The following is an 18,135-nucleotide window of genomic DNA, read 5'->3' on the forward strand; positions in this document are numbered from 1 at the left end:
AGCATGGCTTGCCCAATCAAGCAAACCAGCCGCAGGCCATCATGCGAAGACGCGGGCTGGGCCAAGCCGTCGGGGCGGCTCAATGGCCTCCCGGCCCGAACCAGGGAGCGAGGAAAGCGAACTGCTCGGGAAACTGCTGGACGGCACCGTCAAGCAGCATCTTGACGGCCACATAGAGGATGATCGCCAGGCCGATATAGGCAATCCAGCGGTACTTGTGCAGCAGGCGCGCGACAAAGGATGCGGCAAAGCCCATCAGCGCGATCGACAGCGCCAGTCCGATGATCAGCACCGTCGGATGGTTCATCGCCGCTCCCGCAACCGCGAGAACATTGTCGAGCGACATCGACACGTCGGCAATGACGATCTGCCAGGCGGCTTGCGCGAAGGTCTTGCGCGGCCCCTTGCCGGCAATCATTCCATCCTTGTCGAAGTCGTCATTCGACAGCGCTTCGGTCGCATCGCGCTCCTGCTGATGGGTAACCCGCAATTCGCGCCACATCTTCCAGCAGACCCACAGCAGCAGCAGGCCGCCGGCGATAAGCAATATGGGCCCAATGGTCAGCAGCCACTGCGTGATCAAAGCGAAGAAGATGCGAAGAACCGTGGCGGCCACGATGCCGACGAGAATGGCCTGCTTGCGTTGGTTGGCCGGCAGGCCGGCTGCGGCGAGGCCGATAACGATGGCGTTGTCGCCCGCGAGCGCAAGGTCGATGGCTATGACCTGAAGAAGAGCCGATAAACCCGCGGCGGTGAATATTTCCATCGACCTGAAAGCCCTTGCCTGTTCGCCGAGTGTTCGTCGCCGAATGTCCAGACGGGCCTAAAGGCACGGTCCGCTGGCGTCAAGACACCATCGGGCAACACTGGAAAACGCTTTCGTTGGAGCCGCATCACGGCATCGTCAGCAAACACCGGTGCGCCAGCCCACGCGGGCACGAGCGCGCGAGCCTAGTCGTACAGATTGTACTTCGCCCAGTCGGTTTCCGGAATCTCGTCGCCGATCCGGTAGCGGAGCTGGAGGATTTCCATGTGGTCCGGCCCGGTCTGGCATTTGAATTTCAGGCGGTACCACTGCCCCTTGCTGCGGAACGCCGCACCCGGGCTCCTGATCGCATCGGCGCTCATTTCGGGCGTCGAGAAGGCATAGGCGACGACACGGTCGGCCTTGTATTTGCGATCGTCGTGAGTGATCCGGTCCAGGACCTCGGCGTCGCAACGCTGCTCGAGGCGGGTTTGAGGATCGAGTTTCAGCAGTCCGGCGCGCAAGGCGTTGTCCATTGCATTGGCCGGGAAAGCCAGGGTCAGGGACGCCATGGCCGCAATGCAGAGTGTCTTCATAGGCGGGACTAGCACCATATCTTGTCTGAAAAATCAACCAACGGAGGGGCCGCGGACCCGGCGAGTGCGCTCACTTATACGGCCGGCGCGTTCAAATTCCCGTGTCGGGATTCATCGTGCGAAGCCTGCGGCCAGCGGACCAGCGAAGCACGGCCGGCGTCGGTGAGATCGTAAAGACCACGGTCGACACGCGCGAACCAGCCATAGACATTGTGCCGCAGGATCTTTGGCGCGATCGGCGTCAAAGCCTTTAAATCGCGCGGCCGCTTGGGTCCGTCGGACATCGCGGCGGCGCAGGCGAGGGCGCTCTGGCGATAGGCGGTCATGATCGGATTGCGCGATCCTCCGCCCGCGACGGGATCGCCGCGGCGGCGCTGGTGCTCGTCGACAAGGCGAGAGCGCCGCCGCGCATTCTTACGCGGCGTCACCGCGATCGGGCTGACAAGCACCTCGACCCGGTCGTTCGCCGTGACGCCGAGCATGCCGAAGCCAAGCCGCCGGCAGAGATTGCGAAACCTGGCATCGCTTTCGCGCCCCTTGCCTCGCGCCGACATGCGCGCCGCCAGCCAAACTTCGTCGCATGCCGCCGCACGATCGACGCCTTGCAGCACCAGTTCGAGATTGAATTGCAGCTTCAGCTCGCAAATGACCACGACCGGCGGCTCACCCTCCCGCAGCGCGACGATATCGCAGCCGCCGACCTCGCCCTTCACGGTGAAGCCGAGGTCTTCCAGGAACCGCTTAACCGGCAGGTAGAGAGAGGTCTCGTTCATGTCTCAAGGCTTAGCCGATTCGGCACGAAAAGCCTTCCAGGCCATGCGAGGCGCGGCATCGCATGTCGTCAGGAAGAGACTTTTCCGAGAAAGCCCAACATCGCGCTGTTGAATAGCTCGGGGCGCTGCAGCGGCGCAAAATGGCTTACGCCGGGCAGGATGATCAATTCCGATCCCGGGATGCTCCGGGCGAGATAATCCGCGTGCTCGTGCCTGATGAACTCGTCATGTTCGCTCTGAACGATCGCCACCGGCACATGTATTCGCGCAAGATCGGAAGCGGCATAATTGGGTTCGGTCTTCATCATCAGGCCGACAGCCTCGACAAACGCCGAGAATTGATCTGGCGTGGCCGATAGTTCGGCATAGTCCTTGGAGTGCCGGCCGAAACACCGGTCGAGGACCGGGCCGGGCTCGACTTCCTTCGTGCCGCTGGGATCCATGTTGCAGCCGAAGAAGAACACACCCTCGATCCGGTCCGCGGCTTTCATGCCAAGGATCAGGGCAACGCATGCGCCGTCGCTCCAACCCACTACCGCCGCCTTCGGCAATTGCAGAGTGTCCATCACGGCCAGAACGTCGGAGGCCATCAGCTCGTATTTGTACGGCCGTTCGTCGCGGCTGCTGCGTCCATGGCCCCTGCTGTCGATCACCACGACGCGGTAGCCGGCCCTGACCAGGGCTGGAACCTGAAATCCCCAATTGCCGCTGTGGCCGAGGCCGCCATGCAACAAGATCACGGGAGGACCGGCCCCGAACGTTGCGTACCAGATTTTCGCTCCCTCATGTTCCAACTGGCCTTCATCCCTTGCTGCCGGCAGAGGGGCTGCGCCGTGCGCTTCGAATTTCCTCAGATCATCGTCATGGTATTCCATGCTGGTAGCGCCTCGGGTTAGGTAGGGAAGGTCCTTTTTATTGCCGGTGCCCAGCAAAAACCAAGCCGTGGCGGAATGACTGCTGCCATCAGGCGACACAGTCCGGCGACGGGCGGGCAAATGTTCGGCTCGAATGCGCGGTGGTCGAGATCGGACCCGAACGCCCGACACGGATAGAGGGCTCGCCCGCCACACGAAGGTGGCGAGCGAACCCTATCAGCGCAGGAAGGGACGAAACTGCGCCGATGCCATGCGAGGTCCTGGCGCTCCATCCGTTTTGAATGGTCAGCCAAGGGCCACTCCGATGACCAGGAAGGTGATTGCAACGGCGAAGATCGGTGCGAGCAACCAGCGTGCCTGGCCGACGCTCTTCTCCATCGCTTCCTCCCGCAAACGTGCAGCGAATAACGACCGCGGGCAGTGGCTGTTCCGAGACGCGCGCTGGGATAGGTCTATTGCGCCTGACGATTGGACCTAGGTCCCAACCCCGGCCCGACCGAAGCCCAACCGGGGAACGTTTGGCATCGCCTCACGTTCGGTGGGCTGGGCGCGGCGAGGATGTCGTCTTGCGCCAGACTCCAAGAAGGAGGAGATCATGAGAATACATCTTACTGGCGCCGCCGCGGCGTTTGTGCTGCTTGCGGGTGTCGGCGCGGCCGCGGCCCAGGACGTCGTCATCCAGCCTGAACAGGAAACAGTCATTCGCGAATATGTGAAGAAGCAGCCCTTGGCTTCGGTGAAGCTTCCCGGCGTGGAACTCAATGTCGGCACGGCTCTGCCCGACACGGTCGAGATGCATGAGATTCCCAACGTCAAGTACCGCTACGTCGTGGTCGACAACCGCACGGTTGTCGTGGATCCGGGCACCCGCAAGATCGTCAAGGTCCTCGACTGAACCAGGTACCGTGGCCCGAACCCCGCCGTCCATCGTGACGGCGGACTGGCAATAAGAGGACAAGCGACCCGATGCCGAATGGTGGAACTGCAAGGTCGCATGCCCTGGGCATGCGCGTAGCCGATCTTAAATCCCGGATGCAGGAAGCTCGGATTACCGAGGGGGACATAAAGATCTTCCAGAAGATCGCAGCCATCATGGAGGATGGCCACGGTCGAATTGATGGCGACGACCTGATCGCCGCATCCTTCGTCACCGACACGTTGGTGGACAGTAAAACACCTTAGGTGGCCATGCGCACGATCAGCAGACTCTTTGATTCGCATGCCGAAGCATGCCGGGCGGCCGGCGCGTTGCTGGCGGCCGGAATTCCTCACGTCAGGATTGCCGTCATCGGGCCCTACAGCGACGAAATAGCCCCTGTCTTGCAGGCTCCCGCTCTGGGGACAATTCTGGGCGCCACCGCTGGCCTCCTGGCCTGCCTGGGTCCCAGCGGCGTCGACCTTCTTGGTGCGGGGTTGCTGGCGACATCGCTGGCCGGGGCCGTCTGCGGCGGCGTTGCCGGCGGGCTGCTCGGAACATTCGCCGCGGCGGCCATGAAGCCGGATGAAACGAGCGTCGCACAGGGGATCATCCTGGTGACGGCACAAATCGATGAAGCCCAGGCCGATATCGCACAAGCAGTGCTCGAAGACCGCGTCGCGACGACGGGATTCACCGCCGAAGCCGCATGAGGAGGGCGTCTTGCGCTTACCTGCTTTTGGGCGGGAAGGTCGCTCCCGCGCTCATCGCCGCGGATACGCGGCGCGACAAACCGACATCACGGTGTCGCGCAGCCAGCGATGTGCCGGGTCGGCGTCCATGCGCGGATGCCACATCGCCGATATCTTGAACTCCGGTATGGAGAGCGGAAGTTCGAAGCTCTCCAGCCCCGTCATGGCCGCGTGATCACTCGCCGTGACGTTGCCAAGACACGAGCGCGGCACGGTCGCGACCAGATCCGACTGGCGCACGATGCGCATCGCATCCGGGTAGCCGGGCACCACAACCGCCACGGTCCGTCCGAGGCCAAGCTTCTCAAGGGCGGCATCGATCGGCTCGACGACATTTCCTTCCCGTGACGCGACGACGTGCCTGCACGCTGCATACCGCTCGGGCGTAACTCCAGCGCCTGCCAAAAGCGGATGCCCAACCCGCGCCACGCCGACATATCGGTCATGGAACAGGAACTGGGTGCGGATTTCCGGCGCGGACGTTCCAAGCAAGCCGATCTCCAGGTCGATAAGGCCTTCCCGAAGCGGGCGCGCGTCCTTGTCGGGCTTGGGCGCGAAGCGCAGGCGGATACGAGGCGCTGCCCGGCCTATGGCGGTTACGACCGGACCGGAAAGGAATTCCAGGAACGCCTCGCTGGCGCGGACAGTGAATGTCAGTTCGAGCGCTGTCACATCCAGGTGCGTGTTTTGCGGCCGCAGGACCGCCCGCACATCCCGGGTGAGCTCATGAACGCGATCGCGCAGCTCGGCCGCGTGCGGCGTGGGCACAAGTCCGCGCCCGGCCCTGACGAGCAGCGGGTCGCCCGTCGCCGCCCGAAGTCGCGTGAGCGTCCGGCTCATGGCCGAGGTACTCAAGCCAAGACGGCGAGCCGCCCCAGTCACGCTGCCTTCGGCAAGCAGCACATCCAGAGCGGCGAGCAGATTCAGGTCCACATCGTCCATCGGGCAAGCCTATCCCACCCGCTTTGTCCGACATAGCGTCGGATGCAACTATACTTTGATTTTTACGCGTCTGGCGCCTGACTTGTGTGTGCCCATATCTGCGGTCACCCCAGTCAACGAAAAGGATTGAACCCCATGTCTGCCAGCCTTTCGAGCATCCCCTCCGGTACGATCCTGCTTATCGGCGCGTCTCGCGGTCTTGGTCATGCGATGGCCGCCGAATTCCTGAAGAAAGGGTGGAACGTCGTCGGCACGATCCGGGGAGGCGGAAGCCGGACCAAGCTGCACGACCTCGCGGACGAGTTCGCAGGCCGGGTCGAAATCGAGACGGTGGACATCTGCGAGCCCGATCAGGTCGCGGCCTTGCGCGATCGTCTGTCGGGCAGGGTGTTCGACATGCTGTTCGTCAACGCCGGCGTGACAAACGACCCGGCTGAGACAATCGCGGACGTGACGACGGACGAGTTCGTAAGAGTGATGGTCACGAATTCGCTGAGCCCGATGCGTGTCATCGAGAGCCTGGAGCAATATGTCCCTGCGACGGGGCTGATCGGCGTGATGTCATCCGGGCAAGGCAGCATCGCCAACAATGAGACCGGCCAACGTGAGGTATACCGCGGCAGCAAAGCGGCTCTGAACATGTTCATGCGCAGCTTCGCGGCGCGCCATTCCGGGACGTCGCGTGCCATGATGACAATGGCGCCCGGCTGGGTCCGCACCGAGTTGGGGGGACCAAACGCACGGCTGACCATCGAGGAAAGCGTTCCGAGCCTGGTGAATGTTCTGCTTTCGAAGCAGGGCGCCCCGGGTCTGCAATATTTAGATTATCTCGGCCGTACCGTCCCCTGGTGAAGGCGTGACCGAGATGAAGCCGGTTTCGTCATGGGCTTTGGCTCCTTTCCTCCGCGCCCGAGGGGCTCCCATTGCGATCGCTGAAGCTGGAGGCAGCGCTTCGATCAATAGTCGTTGTCGTCCTGGATGACGACGTGGCGGTGCCGGTGGTGACGGCGTTCGATCGAGTCTGTGGTCACGACGACGCTGTCGCGACGATAATGATGCCGGCGACCCTGGTCATAGAATGCTACCTCGCCGTGGCGCCGATGATGGAGACGCTGACCGTATTCGTTGATGACGGCGGCGCGGTGATGGTAATGATGCCGGTGCGTGCGGATGAGGATATCGGCCTCGGCCGCCGAGGCCATCGTGGGGACCGCCATCAGAAGCGCCAGCGCGCCTATGACAATGGATTTCATCGTAGATTCTCCAATTGCTCAGGAATCCCTTCGGTCGATAAACCGCCTCCAGGCACTTTGGTTCCGGCAGGAGCCCGGAGCACCTCCAGCGGCATAGGGTTCACTCGGGGGCGAAACACGAGGCGAGGATCGTGCGGGAAGCCGTTCCCACTGGACAGAGGGTCTCAAGGAGGAAATGTCGCCAACCAGCTGGAAATGTCTGCCGCCGCCGATTACCTGGGCTAGCAAAACTTAGCGGTCCGTAGTAGGTTACATGTAACTTTAGTGGAGGGCTTGTCATGGCCTCGGCATCAAGCGCGAAGCCTTCGCGCATCAAGGTGCGGGAACATCGCGAGCGCCTGCGGAAGCAAGGTTTGCGCCCGATCCAGATTTGGGTGCCGGACGTGCGCTCCCCGGCCTTCCGTTCCGAAGCACACCGCCAGTCGGTCGCCATCGCCGCCAGTGCTCGCGCGCAGGAGGACCAGGTTTTCATCGACGCCGTGGCGGATTGGGGCGATGAGTGAAGCGCGGCGAAATCTGGACTGTCGCCGGCGGCAAGGATTATGCCGGGAAGCCGCGCCCGGTCGTCATCGTTCAGGACGATAGCTTCGACGCAACCGACTCGATCACCATCTGCGCATTCACCATGGATGAGACGGATGCACCGCTGTTCCGCTTGTCCGTCAAGCCCAACGAGCGCAACGGCCTTCGAATGGCATGCCGTTTGATGGTGGACAAGATCACCACTGTACCAAAGAGTAAGGTTCGCACGCGCGTCGGCAGGCTGGAAGACGAGGACATCCTGCGGCTCAACCAGGCCGTGCTCGTGTTCCTCGGGCTGGCCGTCTCGCCGAGGCCCAGACAGGAGGCGTGACGCGTAGCCACGGCGGTGTCGAGCCTGAATTCGGCCACGCCCGGCGTGCAGATGGCGGAGGGAGTGGGATTCGAACCCACGGTGAACTTGCGCCCACGCCGGTTTTCAAGACCGGTGCCTTAAACCGCTCGGCCATCCCTCCAGCCCCGTACAAACGTTGCGCTTTTGGTATCCAGCAGACGATCGAAAACCGCCGTCTGCCACGCATTTTGCAACCATTTGCCGTTTTGCTCGCTGCTTATAGCTGCCTGCAACGCCACGTCAACTTGCTCCGCCGCGTCGGCCTGCATGCCGGGCATGACATGCGAATGTAGGTCGAGCGTGATGCCGACGACGAAAGCCCCAGGCGCTCGCTTGCCATCTTCGGATGAACGCCTGCCGACAGCATTTGAAGATCGAGGACGAGATTGAACGCCTAATTTCCCTGCTGGACTTGGCGCAGCCCGATTCGGACCTTGAACTCTGGCTGGCTGGCGGTATCGAAATGGAATCGATGACCGGGAGCAGGACGATTGCTACCCAAAGACGGGAACGACGCGGCCTCCCGGGAAGATGGCGAACCGTATGCTGGTCCAATAACGCGGAAACGCCACAGGAGTGGCAGCGCTGGCCCGGTCATTTCCAAGCGCCCTTGTCGGAGCATTGGGTAAGACCGCATCCCGCCGCGCGTTGATGAAAGGCCGGAGCTACAAATCGGCTCCGGCCTGCACAGTCGTCAGTCTTTGCAATTGTCGTCCGCCTTTGCCGCTGCGGCCTTACCACCGTGCTGCTGTGCCTCGATGTCCTGCTGCGACGTTGCAAGGTTCTTGTTGCCGCCGCCTTCCGCCTTCGCCAATGGCATTGTGCTGCCATCCTTGGCGGCTGGCTTGCCGGCGTTGCCCGTGGCCTTCGGAGTCACTGTGGCCTTCGGAGTCTCCAAGGGCGCGTGAGTTCCATCTTTCGAAATACCGGCGGTCTGTTGGGTGTCGGTGCCTGCATTGACGGCCGACTTATCCGGACATGCGGCGATTGCAGACCCGGCAGAAAGCGACACCGCGATAGCGATTATCAATGAAGCCTTTTTCATCATACTCGTCCTTCTGTTCGAGTGCTCTGCGGATGAAACTAGCGGCGCTTTTCTTGGTTCCGCGCCGCGCCGCATGTCTTGCTCGACGCCCAAGTTTCGGCCAACCGGTGCGCCGACGGCACGGCGACGGCGTCAGGTCGGATCGCTGCCTCAAAATAGTGGCGTTTAGAACAGCCTAGGAACAAGGCTGCTACGGTTTTTGCAACGCAACGCTACGGTTTAGACGGTAGAAGCCGCAGAACCCGCAAACCGGTGATAGCCTGGGCTTTGGAGAGACGGGACGGGGAGGTGCCTTAAACTACTCGGCCGTCCCTCCATCGTGATTTCCAAGTCACCACGTACCAACCGTGCCTGATCTCCAACTGCGTTCAAAGCGCTGCGGTCCATGTGCGCTGCCGAGACGGGTGACGATATTCTCGTTCTCACAGGGTTAAAACCTGCGCATACCGGTCAGCGCATACTCGCATACGCCATGGCGCGACGCATGCGTTTTCCGCGATAGTCGAACGGGATGGTTTTCTCCCGTCTCAACCGGCAAATGTCGAAAATCTGTCGCCATACCCGCTTTGCTTCGATGGCGAATTTGGCCAATGGAGCCTTGCCCCTTGGATTCACCAGCTTGCGCTTCTGCTGCAGTGCGGCTCGGGTTTGCTCTATCTCACTTGGAAATTCTGCTGCCTTGTCGCGGAGGTACGATGCCTGCGTGCACAATGCGGGCGAGAGTTGGTAGATCACCTTGCTCGAGGAGGTAGCCAAGGCTTGATTGAATATGACGTCATCGATTGGAAGCTCGTTGTTCTGCGTTGCTTCCACCAGATCGCGCGCTGCTTGTCTTGAAACAATGTACCCTGCCGAGCCCGAATGAAGCCCGTGCAATCTGTGCAAGACGTAACCATGGCCCACGAAAACCTGCTTCATGGCGATCACGGCTTTTCTGAAAACCGTCTCCATTTTGATGATGTCCGCACCGTTCGGAATCCAGCCTTCGCTGGCAAGCAACCGGCCGGCTGTCTCGGTCAAGACTGCGTCGTCCTCAAAGATCGCGCAGTAGGCGTCGTCGCCTTTTGCTATGATTTGCCAGCAAGCCTTGTGGCTCAGGAAACAAGCAATTTCGGACAGTGACAGGTTCGGAGACATGTTCGTGATCTCCGGGCTGCTGAGCCCGTCAACAGCCGCGACCCGATCGAACGTAACGCCGATACGGGAAAATTCGGCGGTCATGTGGGCAAGCCGAGCCGGTGACCGATCCAGATTGATGACCAGGCACCTCATTGATCTTCCCCATGCGCCATCGGACAGGCACATCGGAAGTACTCCGCACAATGTGCGAAGAAAAATCTTGAATTTTCCAAATCTTCCCGCCCCCGGGTTTCTACGTCAGAATTCATCCTCTGGCCAATACTGGAAGTCAAGTCGTCCTCGGCATTTGAGGTGAGCCGCCGACCAGGTTCTTGGTCGTCGGTTCAGCGACTTTTGCGATCGCAACCGCCGGACCGAAGTAGCCGCCCAGCAACGCGCACGACCGCTTCTCCGGGATCATAGTCGCCCCGGCTGGATGCCGCGGAGGGCGCCGTCACAATCTTGCCTGGTTCCGGCCACAATCGATTAATATCGTGATAAGCAATTCCTGCGCACAAGGGATCGGGGTTCAAGGCGTCGTTGGTGACCTGTCGCGTGAGTGCTTTGGCCTTTCCGGTGAAATGACGGCGACGTCCTTGTTGAGACTTTAGGGGGCAATCGAGTAATGCAGGCTACGCCGCGCCCGCGTCTTCGTCGCGCTTCGACGGCCGCATTGTTTGCCGTGTCGGCTGCCCTTTTGGCGGCCTGCGCATCGCAGCCCGGGTCGAAGGCGATGGTGAACCCCAAGCCTCGCTCCAAGGAATATTTCGCTGAATCCGAATATGGGGTGAAGGCAAGCCCGCGCGTGGCCTTCCGGAACGGACGCCTGCAGCGTGGCGGCGGTCGCGACCAGCTCGGCAAGCCCTACCAGGTCCGCGGCAAGTGGTATTATCCCAAGGAAGACAGGCACTACGCCAGGGTTGGCCTGGCGTCCTGGTATGGCGACGCCTTCCACGGCCGGCTGACTGCCAATGGCGAAGTCTACGACATGACGCATCTGACGGCGGCGCATCCGACCATGCCGTTGCCGAGCTATGCCCGCGTTACCAATATGAAGACCGGCAGTTCGGTCATCGTACGCGTCAACGATCGCGGCCCGTATCACGAGGGCCGTATCATCGACGTTTCGCAGCGGGCGGCCGAGATGCTTGACTACGCCAATATCGGCACCGCCGAGGTGAAGGTGGAATATGTCGGGCGCGCGCCGCTCGACGGCGATGACGACCAGTATCTTGTGGCCTCCTACCATCCAGGCGACAGGCGCCCCGATCCGTCGGACGGCCTGCCGAGCGGCGTCATGGTCGCCATGAACGGACCGTCGCCGAGCCTGCCGGCAAGCGCGGCGGCCGCGGCTTTCCCGGGCCAGCTGACGAATTCCGGACAGGCATTCGCGGCGCAACCGGCCCTGTCGGCGCAGTCGCCGGCCTTCGGCGACGTGGTGCTGCCCGATTTCGGACCGGTGGTGCCGGAACGGCCGCAGATCAACCCACCGCAGTCGCCCTTTGCGACGGCCTCGCTCTCCTATGCGGATGAACGCGTGCGGCGCGCGGATGTCTTCGCCGCGCTGGACGACAGCGGCATGTCGCCCGCGGACATCCTGCGCTCCTGGAAGAATTCCAGCCCGCAAGCGTTGTCGCCCAGCGCCGATTATGTCGCCGCCGGCACTTTCGAGGATGCCGTCGAAGCCGAACGCATTGCCGCCGCACTCGAGCCTTTCGGCAGAACCGAGATCCAGCGCTCCGATCTCGACGGCAACGACTGGTATGCGGTCAATCTCTATCCGGATGGCCACGGCAGCCTGGACGAGTTGCTGAAGGCGGCATGGTCGCATGGCGCACCCGATGCGCTGGCCGTGCGCGACTGAACATCAGCCCGGTTTTCCGCCGGACAGTTGATCCGCCGCTGAAAAAGCCTGATAGTTCGGCGGGCTTGCCGGAGGAACCGGCCAACGGGTCGAATTTCATGCAGTTTCGCTTGCTTCCGCCTATCGCCGGGGTTCTTCTGCTCGGCTTTCTGCTTTCATTGGCTCCGGCTCGCGCGCAGCTTTTCGAGACCAAGGCGGCCCAGGTCTTCATGATCGATGCCGAGACCGGGACTGTGCTGTTTTCCAAGGATGCCGACAAGCCGATCCCGCCGGCTTCGATGGCCAAGCTGATGACGATGGAGGTGGTTTTCAACGCCATCAAGTCCGGACGCCTGAAGCTCGACGATACCTTCGTGGTGAGCGAAAATGCATGGCGCAAAGGCGGTGCTCCTTCGGGAACATCGACGATGTTCGCAAAGCTCAAATCGTCGATCCGGCTCGAAGATCTGATCCAGGGGGTGACCGTGCAGGCGGCCAATGACGGCTGCATCGTCATCGCCGAGGGCATGGCCGGGTCCGAGGACAATTTTGCCGCGCAAATGACCGAACGCGCCCGCCAGATCGGCCTCAAGACATCGACTTTCGTCAATTCGACCGGCCTGCCGGCCGACGGCCAGCAGACGACCGTGCGCGAACTGGCACAGCTCGCCTTGCATCTGTGGCGCGATTACCCGGATTTCTACCGCTACTACGGCCTGAAGGATTTTACCTGGAACAAGATTTCGCAGAGGAACCGCAATCCGCTGCTGACAATGGACATCGGCGCCGATGGCCTTGCGGTCGGCGCGAGCGAGGCGTCCGGGTTCGGCATCGTCGGTTCGGTCAGCCATAATGGCACGCGGGTGATCGCGGCGATGAGCGGGCTGGCCAACGACAAGGAGCGCGCCGAGGAGGCGCGCAAGCTACTCGACTGGGGCGCTCGTTCCTTTGAGAAGACCGAAATCTTCGCCAAGGACGAAGTGGTCGGCGAGGCCCAGGTTTTCGGCGGCGCGAAATCCGGCGTGGCGCTGAAGGCAAATGGGCCGATCGACATCTTCCTGCCCATCACCAACCGCGACAAGCTGACGGCAAAAATCGTCTATAACGGCCCGGTTGCCGCACCCGTGGAGGCGGGTCAGCCAGTGGGCGTGCTGCGGGTCTGGATCGGCGATACGCTGAGCCAGGAGACGCCGCTTTTCGCCGCCGAATCGATCGGCGTCGGCACGCTGCCGCAACGCTCTCTCGACGCCGTCAAGGAACTGGCGATCGGCTGGCTGCGATAGCGGCCGACGGCATGGATTTTTTGCCGGGCGCGGACTATCTAGAGCGCAACATCCACTTAAGCACGGACAAAGGCCTTTTCGATTGGCGCGCGGATTTTTCATCACCTTCGAAGGCGGCGAAGGAGCAGGCAAGTCGACGCAGATCGAGCGGTTGGCAAGAAAGATGCGCGCCAAGAAATACGATGTCCTCCTTACCCGTGAGCCGGGCGGCTCACCGGGTGCAGAAGCGGTCAGGCATGTGCTGCTTTCGGGTGCCGCCGAACCATTCGGGCCGAAGATGGAGGCGCTGCTCTTCGCCGCCGCGCGTTCCGATCATGTCGAACAAGTCATACGACCGGCAGTCGAGCGCGGCTCGATCGTGCTGTGCGATCGTTTCATCGATTCCTCACGCGTCTACCAAGGCGTTACCGGCGGTATCGACCCCGCATTCATGGAAACCCTGGAACAGGTCGCCATCAATGGCATGATGCCCGACATGACGTTGATATTCGACATCGATCCGGCCGAGGGGCTCAGGCGAGCGACGCTGCGGCGCGGTAGTGGCGACGTGGCCGATCGATTCGAGAAGGAGACGCTCGATATCCATCGGGCCCGCCGCGAGGCCTTCCTGGCGATCGCAGCGGCCGAACCGGAACGCTGCATCGTCGTCGACGCATCGGCCGATCCCGACACGGTGGAGGACGCCGTCACGGCTGCCGTGTTCGCGGCATTGGAGGCAAGGGCGCCCGCGCGCGGCAGGCAGGTTGCGCCCGTATGATCTTCGAACGCATCGCGCCGGAACAGCATGACACGCTAGACGGCGTGCCCGAACCTTCGGAGACGCCTCGGCTGATCGGACACGGGCAGGCGGCCAGTATGCTCGCCGCCGCCTATCGATCGGGAAAACTGCCGCATGCGCTGATTTTCGCCGGGCCGGTCGGCATCGGCAAGGCGACGCTTGCCTTTCACGTTGCGCATCATCTGCTCAAATACCCAGCCTTCGAGCAGGCCCCGGAAAGCCTTGCCGTTCCCGATCCGGCCTCGTCGCTGTTTCGCCAGATCGCCACCGGGGCGCATCCCGGCGTGCTGCATCTGACCCGTCCGATGAACGACAAGACCAAGAGCTTCAAGACCGTCGTCACCGTCGACGAGATCCGCAAGGTCAGCCGGTTCCTGTCACTGACCTCGCATGACGGCAGCTACCGGGTGGTCATCGTCGATCCGGCCGACGACATGAACGCCAATGCCGCCAATGCCTTGCTGAAGAATCTCGAAGAACCGCCGTCGAAAACCCTGTTCATTCTCATCGTTCATGCGCCGGGCAGCCTGTTGCCGACGATCCGCTCGCGCTGCCAGGTGGTGCGCCTGTCGCCGCTCGGCGCCGACGACCTGCTGGCAGTGCTGGAAAAAGCCGAACCGCCGCCGCCGGACGAGCCGGCCGCACGGGCGGCGCTGGTCGAGCGGGCAGGGGGCAGCGCACGCAACGCGATCCTTTTGACACAATATGGCGGGCTGGAGATCGCCACGACCCTCGACGCGCTGGTCGCGGCCGGCAAGAGCGATATCGGTGGAGCCTACCGCCTTGCCGAGGCCGTCGCCGGCCGCGACCAGGCGATCCAGTTCGATATCTTCAACCGTCGCGCTTTGGATCTTTTGTCGGACGCGGCAAGCCAGGCTGCGCTGGCGGGCGATCTCGCCCGAGCCAAAACACTGTCGGACACTTGGCATGAGGCATTGGACGCTATATCTGAAACCGAGACCTACAATCTCGACAAGAAGCAGCACGCCCTGATCATGATCGACCGCCTGAATTCTGCAATGCGAATGTGACGGTTTCTTTTTGCATGCCGTTGCCCCAAACCCGGGGCCACTTTTGGGTGGCATGCATGGCATCGGGATGGCAATCGCCGCCCCGATACGATATCCACCGCCACGCCTTCCATTCAGACATTCATGACGGTTCATTCATGTCACGCGACAAATTCTACATCACCACCCCGATCTTCTATCCGAACGGCAAGCCGCATATCGGTCATGCCTATACGGTCATAGCAACCGACGCGCTGGCTCGCTTCCAGCGCCTGGACGGCAAGGACGTGTTCTTCCTGACCGGCACCGACGAGCATGGCCTCAAGATGCAGCAAACGGCTGAAAAGGAAGGCATCACGCCAAAGGCGCTCGCCGACCGCAATTCGGCGATTTTCCGTGCGATGACCGAGGCGTTGGGCGGCTCGAATGATGAGTACATTCGCACGACGGAACCACGCCACCATGAATCCTGCCAGGCGATCTGGAAAGCGATGGCCACCAATGGCGACATCTATCTCGATCGCTATAGCGGCTGGTACTCGGTCCGCCAGGAAGCCTATTTCGATGAAGGTGAGACCGTGGTCGGCGAGGACGGCGTGCGTCGCGAACCACTTGGCTCGCCCGTCGAATGGAACGAGGAAGAAAGCTACTTCTTCCGGCTTTCCGCCTACCAGGATAAATTGCTGGCGCTTTACGAAAGCCAGCCCGACTTCGTGGGACCGGCCGAACGCCGCAACGAGGTGATGAGTTTCGTCAAGTCCGGCCTGAAGGATCTGTCGGTCTCCCGCACGACCTTCAAATGGGGCGTGCCAGTGCCAGGCGACGACAAGCATGTGATGTATGTCTGGGTCGACGCCTTGACCAATTATCTCACAGGCGCCGGCTATCCCGACACAGCGGCCGAGAAATGGCGCTATTGGCCAGCCACGCACATCATCGGCAAGGATATCGTGCGCTTCCACGCGGTCTATTGGCCCGCCTTCCTGATGTCGGCGGGCATCGAGTTGCCAAAGCGCGTTTTCGCGCATGGCTTCCTGTTCAACCGCGGCGAGAAAATGTCGAAATCGGTGGGCAACGTCGTGGATCCGTTCGCGATGGTCGAGCACTACGGTCTCGACCAGGTGCGCTATTTCTTCCTGCGCGAGGTGCCGTTCGGCCAGGACGGCAGCTACAGTCATGAAGCGATCGTCAACCGCACCAACGCCGATCTTGCCAACGGCCTCGGCAATCTGGCGCAGCGTTCTCTGTCGATGATCGCCAAGAACTGCGGCGGCGTGGTGCCCGCGCGCGGCGACCTGACGGAAGCCGACAAGGCGATCCTCGACCAGGCGGCCGCGGCTCTTGCCACGGCACGCAAGGCGATGGCCGGGCAAGCCATCCATCTGGCACTGGCGGGGATCTTCGACGTGGTGGCGGAAGCCGACCGTTACTTCGCCGGGCAGGAGCCGTGGGCGCTGAAGAAGACCAATCCGGCACGCATGGAAACGGTGCTGTGGACCACCGCCGAGGTGGTGCGGCGCGTGGCGGTTCTGTGCCGGCCCTTTATCCCGGGATCGGCCATAAAGCTGCTCGACCTGCTGGCGGTGGCGCCGGACAAGCGCGATTTCGCGCATGTCCACGCCGATCATGCCTTGGTGCCAGGCACTGCGTTGCCGGTGCCCGAGGGCGTGTTTCCTCGCTATGTCGAACAGACGGACGCGAGCGCCTGATGCTCGTCGACAGCCACTGCCATCTGGATTTTCCAGATTTCGCCGAAGAGCGGGCGGCCATTGTCGCCCGCGCCCTGGCGGCCGGAATCGGCCGCATGGTGACGATCTCGACACGCGTGAAGCGCTTTCAGCAAATCCTTGAAATTGCAGAGACCTTCGACAACGTTTACTGCTCGGTCGGTACCCATCCGCACAATGCCGCGGAAGAACTGGACGTGACGGCGGCTGAGCTGATCCGCCTTTCGAGCCACCCCAAAGTGGTGGCGATCGGCGAGGCCGGGCTTGATTATTTCTACGACAAGGCGCCGCGCGATGCGCAGGCGCAGGGTTTTCGCAATCACATCGCCGCGGCGCGCGAAACAGGGCTGCCGCTGGTCATCCATTCGCGCGATGCCGATGACGATATGGCCGCCATTCTGAAGGATGAAACAGGGAAGGGCGCCTTCCCCTTCATCCTGCATTGCTTCTCCTCGGGGCGCCGGCTGGCCGAAATCGGTGTCGCGTTGGGCGGCTACGTCTCGTTCTCGGGCATCCTGACCTTCAAGAACTCGGCTGAACTGCGCGCCATCGCCGCAGATCTGCCGCATGACCGGTTGCTGGTCGAAACCGACGCGCCCTATCTGGCGCCGATACCGTTTCGCGGCAAGCGCAACGAACCGGCTTATGTCGCGCATACCGCCAAGGTGCTGGCGGAGACGATCGGCGTCAGCGAGGCTGAAATCGCTGATCTGACGACGGACAATTTCTTCCGGCTGTTCGGCAAGATGCCTGCCAAGCAAAGCGCCTGAACGATGACCGACCGGCTGCGCCTCACCATTCTCGGCTGCGGCTCGTCGCCAGGTACGCCGCGCATCACCGGCGACTGGGGCAATTGCGACCCGGACGAGCCGAAGAACCGGCGCATGCGCACCGCGGCCCTGGTCGAGCGGATTGCCGCCAGCGGTGCCCGCACCACGGTCGTCATAGACACCGGACCCGACTTCCGCCAGCAGATGCTGATGGCCTCCGTGAGGCGCCTCGACGCGGTCGTCTACACGCATCCGCACGCCGATCATATCCACGGCATCGATGATCTGCGCGGTTTCGTTCTCGATCAGCGTCAAAGGATCGATATCCACGCCGACGAGCCGACCATGCTGCGGCTGCGCCAGGCGTTCGGCTACTGCTTCGAGACGCCGACGGGCAGTTCCTATCCGCCGATCGTCAAGGCGCATCTCATCGACCACGCCAGACCGGTGGTCATCGAAGGAGAGGGGGGTGCCCTCACCCTCGAGCCGTTGCCGCAGGTCCATGGCGATATCATATCGCTCGGCTTCCGCGTCGGAACGCTCGCCTATTGCCCTGATATCAGCGACTTCCCGCCGGCGACCGCCGAGCGGCTGCGCGACCTCGACGTTCTGATCATCGATGCGCTGCAATACAAGACGCATCCGAGCCACCTGTCGCTTGGCGAAGCGCTTGGCTGGATCGAGCGCCTGACGCCAAAACGAGCGGTGCTGACGCATATGCATGTGCCGCTAGACTACGCCACGGTGATGGCTGAGACGCCAGCCAACGTCGAGCCGGCATATGACGGCATGCCGATCGAAATCCCTTATGGATCTGGATGATAGAAAGAAGCC

Annotated in this window: 21 protein-coding genes and 1 tRNA gene; 13 read left to right on the forward strand and 9 right to left on the reverse strand. The window is 62.2% G+C overall.

Features of this window, described 5'->3' with window-relative positions:
• Nucleotides 1–79 precede the first annotated feature (79 nt).
• From NKJ26_RS01515 to NKJ26_RS01530, 4 genes are all read right to left on the reverse strand, one after another.
• Complete coding sequence (locus NKJ26_RS01515) at nucleotides 80–766, reverse strand: TerC family protein (protein WP_352607471.1); 687 nt, start codon at nucleotides 764–766, stop codon at nucleotides 80–82.
• 185 nt (nucleotides 767–951) lie between these two features.
• Nucleotides 952–1,359 carry a DUF930 domain-containing protein gene (locus tag NKJ26_RS01520; RefSeq protein ID WP_352607473.1) on the reverse strand — a complete coding sequence of 136 codons (408 nt, stop codon included), beginning with the start codon at nucleotides 1,357–1,359 and terminating at the stop codon, nucleotides 952–954.
• 56 nt (nucleotides 1,360–1,415) lie between these two features.
• Nucleotides 1,416–2,114 (reverse strand): DUF2161 domain-containing phosphodiesterase, encoded by a 699-nt coding sequence (locus tag NKJ26_RS01525; RefSeq protein ID WP_352693157.1) that lies wholly within the window; start codon nucleotides 2,112–2,114, stop codon nucleotides 1,416–1,418.
• 68 nt (nucleotides 2,115–2,182) lie between these two features.
• Nucleotides 2,183–2,989 (reverse strand): alpha/beta fold hydrolase, encoded by an 807-nt coding sequence (locus NKJ26_RS01530; RefSeq protein ID WP_352693308.1) that lies wholly within the window; start codon nucleotides 2,987–2,989, stop codon nucleotides 2,183–2,185.
• A gap of 595 nt (nucleotides 2,990–3,584) precedes the next feature.
• Here NKJ26_RS01530 and NKJ26_RS01535 point away from each other — a divergent pair.
• The 3 genes from NKJ26_RS01535 (at nucleotide 3,585) to NKJ26_RS01545 (ending at nucleotide 4,618) form a co-directional block, all read left to right on the forward strand.
• The gene (locus tag NKJ26_RS01535) at nucleotides 3,585–3,884 is read left to right on the forward strand and encodes a DUF1236 domain-containing protein (RefSeq protein WP_352607479.1); all 300 of its coding nucleotides are present in this window, start codon (nucleotides 3,585–3,587) and stop codon (nucleotides 3,882–3,884) included.
• A gap of 71 nt (nucleotides 3,885–3,955) precedes the next feature.
• Complete coding sequence (locus NKJ26_RS01540) at nucleotides 3,956–4,171, forward strand: hypothetical protein (RefSeq protein ID WP_352607481.1); 216 nt, start codon at nucleotides 3,956–3,958, stop codon at nucleotides 4,169–4,171.
• 6 nt (nucleotides 4,172–4,177) lie between these two features.
• A complete protein-coding gene (locus tag NKJ26_RS01545) occupies nucleotides 4,178–4,618 on the forward strand; it encodes a hypothetical protein (RefSeq protein ID WP_352693159.1) in 441 nt (146 codons plus the stop codon).
• Between the two features lie 51 nt (nucleotides 4,619–4,669).
• On the opposite strand, the gene NKJ26_RS01550 is transcribed toward NKJ26_RS01545, so the two are convergent.
• The gene (locus NKJ26_RS01550) at nucleotides 4,670–5,599 is read right to left on the reverse strand and encodes a LysR family transcriptional regulator (RefSeq protein WP_352693161.1); all 930 of its coding nucleotides are present in this window, start codon (nucleotides 5,597–5,599) and stop codon (nucleotides 4,670–4,672) included.
• Between the two features lie 135 nt (nucleotides 5,600–5,734).
• On the opposite strand from NKJ26_RS01550, the gene NKJ26_RS01555 reads away from it, so the two are divergent.
• Complete coding sequence (locus NKJ26_RS01555; RefSeq protein WP_352607502.1) at nucleotides 5,735–6,451, forward strand: SDR family NAD(P)-dependent oxidoreductase; 717 nt, start codon at nucleotides 5,735–5,737, stop codon at nucleotides 6,449–6,451.
• Between the two features lie 104 nt (nucleotides 6,452–6,555).
• Here the strand turns inward: NKJ26_RS01555 and NKJ26_RS01560 are convergent, their stop codons facing one another.
• Nucleotides 6,556–6,852: a hypothetical protein gene (locus tag NKJ26_RS01560; protein ID WP_352607487.1), complete on the reverse strand. Its 297-nt coding sequence runs from the start codon at nucleotides 6,850–6,852 to the stop codon at nucleotides 6,556–6,558.
• 278 nt (nucleotides 6,853–7,130) lie between these two features.
• Between NKJ26_RS01560 and NKJ26_RS01565 the strand changes: the two genes are divergently transcribed.
• Together NKJ26_RS01565 and NKJ26_RS01570 are read left to right on the forward strand one after the other, a co-directional pair.
• Nucleotides 7,131–7,355 (forward strand): antitoxin MazE family protein, encoded by a 225-nt coding sequence (locus NKJ26_RS01565; protein WP_352607489.1) that lies wholly within the window; start codon nucleotides 7,131–7,133, stop codon nucleotides 7,353–7,355.
• On the forward strand, nucleotides 7,352–7,705 hold the full coding sequence (locus NKJ26_RS01570; protein ID WP_352693164.1) for a type II toxin-antitoxin system PemK/MazF family toxin: 354 nt from the start codon (nucleotides 7,352–7,354) through the stop codon (nucleotides 7,703–7,705). Before NKJ26_RS01565 ends, NKJ26_RS01570 begins: the two co-directional genes overlap by 4 nt.
• Before the next feature lie 52 nt (nucleotides 7,706–7,757).
• Here NKJ26_RS01570 and NKJ26_RS01575 read toward each other — a convergent pair.
• The 3 genes from NKJ26_RS01575 to NKJ26_RS01585 form a co-directional block, all read right to left on the reverse strand.
• Nucleotides 7,758–7,847: transfer RNA gene (locus tag NKJ26_RS01575), tRNA-Ser, on the reverse strand.
• A 573-nt stretch (nucleotides 7,848–8,420) separates the two neighbouring features.
• Entirely contained in the window at nucleotides 8,421–8,771 is a 351-nt protein-coding gene (locus NKJ26_RS01580) for a hypothetical protein (RefSeq protein ID WP_352604343.1), read from the reverse strand.
• Nucleotides 8,772–9,221: 450 nt separating this feature from the next.
• Nucleotides 9,222–10,076, reverse strand: a complete 855-nt coding sequence (locus tag NKJ26_RS01585; protein ID WP_352693166.1) for a glycosyltransferase family 25 protein — start codon at nucleotides 10,074–10,076, stop codon at nucleotides 9,222–9,224.
• Between the two features lie 439 nt (nucleotides 10,077–10,515).
• Here NKJ26_RS01585 and NKJ26_RS01590 point away from each other — a divergent pair, with 439 nt between their 5' ends.
• The 7 genes from NKJ26_RS01590 to NKJ26_RS01620 all read left to right on the forward strand — a co-directional run bounded on the left by NKJ26_RS01590 (nucleotide 10,516) and on the right by NKJ26_RS01620 (nucleotide 18,123).
• On the forward strand, nucleotides 10,516–11,754 hold the full coding sequence (locus NKJ26_RS01590) for a septal ring lytic transglycosylase RlpA family protein (RefSeq protein WP_352693168.1): 1,239 nt from the start codon (nucleotides 10,516–10,518) through the stop codon (nucleotides 11,752–11,754).
• 98 nt (nucleotides 11,755–11,852) lie between these two features.
• The gene (locus tag NKJ26_RS01595) at nucleotides 11,853–13,016 is read left to right on the forward strand and encodes a D-alanyl-D-alanine carboxypeptidase family protein (RefSeq protein WP_352693170.1); all 1,164 of its coding nucleotides are present in this window, start codon (nucleotides 11,853–11,855) and stop codon (nucleotides 13,014–13,016) included.
• Nucleotides 13,017–13,098: 82 nt separating this feature from the next.
• Complete coding sequence (tmk, locus tag NKJ26_RS01600) at nucleotides 13,099–13,773, forward strand: dTMP kinase (protein ID WP_352693172.1); 675 nt, start codon at nucleotides 13,099–13,101, stop codon at nucleotides 13,771–13,773.
• The gene (locus NKJ26_RS01605) at nucleotides 13,770–14,825 is read left to right on the forward strand and encodes a DNA polymerase III subunit delta' (RefSeq protein WP_352693174.1); all 1,056 of its coding nucleotides are present in this window, start codon (nucleotides 13,770–13,772) and stop codon (nucleotides 14,823–14,825) included. The genes tmk and NKJ26_RS01605 overlap by 4 nt, the downstream gene beginning before the upstream one ends.
• A gap of 137 nt (nucleotides 14,826–14,962) precedes the next feature.
• Complete coding sequence (metG, locus tag NKJ26_RS01610; RefSeq protein ID WP_352693176.1) at nucleotides 14,963–16,513, forward strand: methionine--tRNA ligase; 1,551 nt, start codon at nucleotides 14,963–14,965, stop codon at nucleotides 16,511–16,513.
• A complete protein-coding gene (locus NKJ26_RS01615) occupies nucleotides 16,513–17,301 on the forward strand; it encodes a TatD family hydrolase (protein ID WP_352693177.1) in 789 nt (262 codons plus the stop codon). Before metG ends, NKJ26_RS01615 begins: the two co-directional genes overlap by 1 nt.
• Nucleotides 17,302–17,304: 3 nt before the next feature.
• Nucleotides 17,305–18,123, forward strand: coding sequence for an MBL fold metallo-hydrolase (locus NKJ26_RS01620; protein ID WP_352604359.1), 819 nt, complete (start codon nucleotides 17,305–17,307; stop codon nucleotides 18,121–18,123).
• Nucleotides 18,124–18,135 lie beyond the last annotated feature (12 nt).

It is taken from the genome of Mesorhizobium sp. M0152 (genome assembly GCF_040322415.1).
Taxonomy (GTDB): domain Bacteria; phylum Pseudomonadota; class Alphaproteobacteria; order Rhizobiales; family Rhizobiaceae; genus Mesorhizobium.

What these genes read in the sequence shown, in the direction of transcription:
- NKJ26_RS01515 (WP_352607471.1), bottom strand. Translation starts at nt 766, where the DNA reads ATGGAAATATTCACCGCCGCGGGTTTATCGGCTCTTCTTCAGGTCATA.
- NKJ26_RS01520 (WP_352607473.1), bottom strand. Translation starts at nt 1,359, where the DNA reads ATGGTGCTAGTCCCGCCTATGAAGACACTCTGCATTGCGGCCATGGCG.
- NKJ26_RS01525 (WP_352693157.1), bottom strand. Translation starts at nt 2,114, where the DNA reads ATGAACGAGACCTCTCTCTACCTGCCGGTTAAGCGGTTCCTGGAAGAC.
- NKJ26_RS01530 (WP_352693308.1), bottom strand. Translation starts at nt 2,989, where the DNA reads ATGGAATACCATGACGATGATCTGAGGAAATTCGAAGCGCACGGCGCA.
- NKJ26_RS01535 (WP_352607479.1), top strand. Translation starts at nt 3,585, where the DNA reads ATGAGAATACATCTTACTGGCGCCGCCGCGGCGTTTGTGCTGCTTGCG.
- NKJ26_RS01540 (WP_352607481.1), top strand. Translation starts at nt 3,956, where the DNA reads ATGCCGAATGGTGGAACTGCAAGGTCGCATGCCCTGGGCATGCGCGTA.
- NKJ26_RS01545 (WP_352693159.1), top strand. Translation starts at nt 4,178, where the DNA reads ATGCGCACGATCAGCAGACTCTTTGATTCGCATGCCGAAGCATGCCGG.
- NKJ26_RS01550 (WP_352693161.1), bottom strand. Translation starts at nt 5,599, where the DNA reads ATGGACGATGTGGACCTGAATCTGCTCGCCGCTCTGGATGTGCTGCTT.
- NKJ26_RS01555 (WP_352607502.1), top strand. Translation starts at nt 5,735, where the DNA reads ATGTCTGCCAGCCTTTCGAGCATCCCCTCCGGTACGATCCTGCTTATC.
- NKJ26_RS01560 (WP_352607487.1), bottom strand. Translation starts at nt 6,852, where the DNA reads ATGAAATCCATTGTCATAGGCGCGCTGGCGCTTCTGATGGCGGTCCCC.
- NKJ26_RS01565 (WP_352607489.1), top strand. Translation starts at nt 7,131, where the DNA reads ATGGCCTCGGCATCAAGCGCGAAGCCTTCGCGCATCAAGGTGCGGGAA.
- NKJ26_RS01580 (WP_352604343.1), bottom strand. Translation starts at nt 8,771, where the DNA reads ATGAAAAAGGCTTCATTGATAATCGCTATCGCGGTGTCGCTTTCTGCC.
- NKJ26_RS01585 (WP_352693166.1), bottom strand. Translation starts at nt 10,076, where the DNA reads ATGTGCCTGTCCGATGGCGCATGGGGAAGATCAATGAGGTGCCTGGTC.
- NKJ26_RS01590 (WP_352693168.1), top strand. Translation starts at nt 10,516, where the DNA reads ATGCAGGCTACGCCGCGCCCGCGTCTTCGTCGCGCTTCGACGGCCGCA.
- NKJ26_RS01595 (WP_352693170.1), top strand. Translation starts at nt 11,853, where the DNA reads ATGCAGTTTCGCTTGCTTCCGCCTATCGCCGGGGTTCTTCTGCTCGGC.
- NKJ26_RS01605 (WP_352693174.1), top strand. Translation starts at nt 13,770, where the DNA reads ATGATCTTCGAACGCATCGCGCCGGAACAGCATGACACGCTAGACGGC.
- metG (WP_352693176.1), top strand. Translation starts at nt 14,963, where the DNA reads ATGTCACGCGACAAATTCTACATCACCACCCCGATCTTCTATCCGAAC.
- NKJ26_RS01615 (WP_352693177.1), top strand. Translation starts at nt 16,513, where the DNA reads ATGCTCGTCGACAGCCACTGCCATCTGGATTTTCCAGATTTCGCCGAA.
- NKJ26_RS01620 (WP_352604359.1), top strand. Translation starts at nt 17,305, where the DNA reads ATGACCGACCGGCTGCGCCTCACCATTCTCGGCTGCGGCTCGTCGCCA.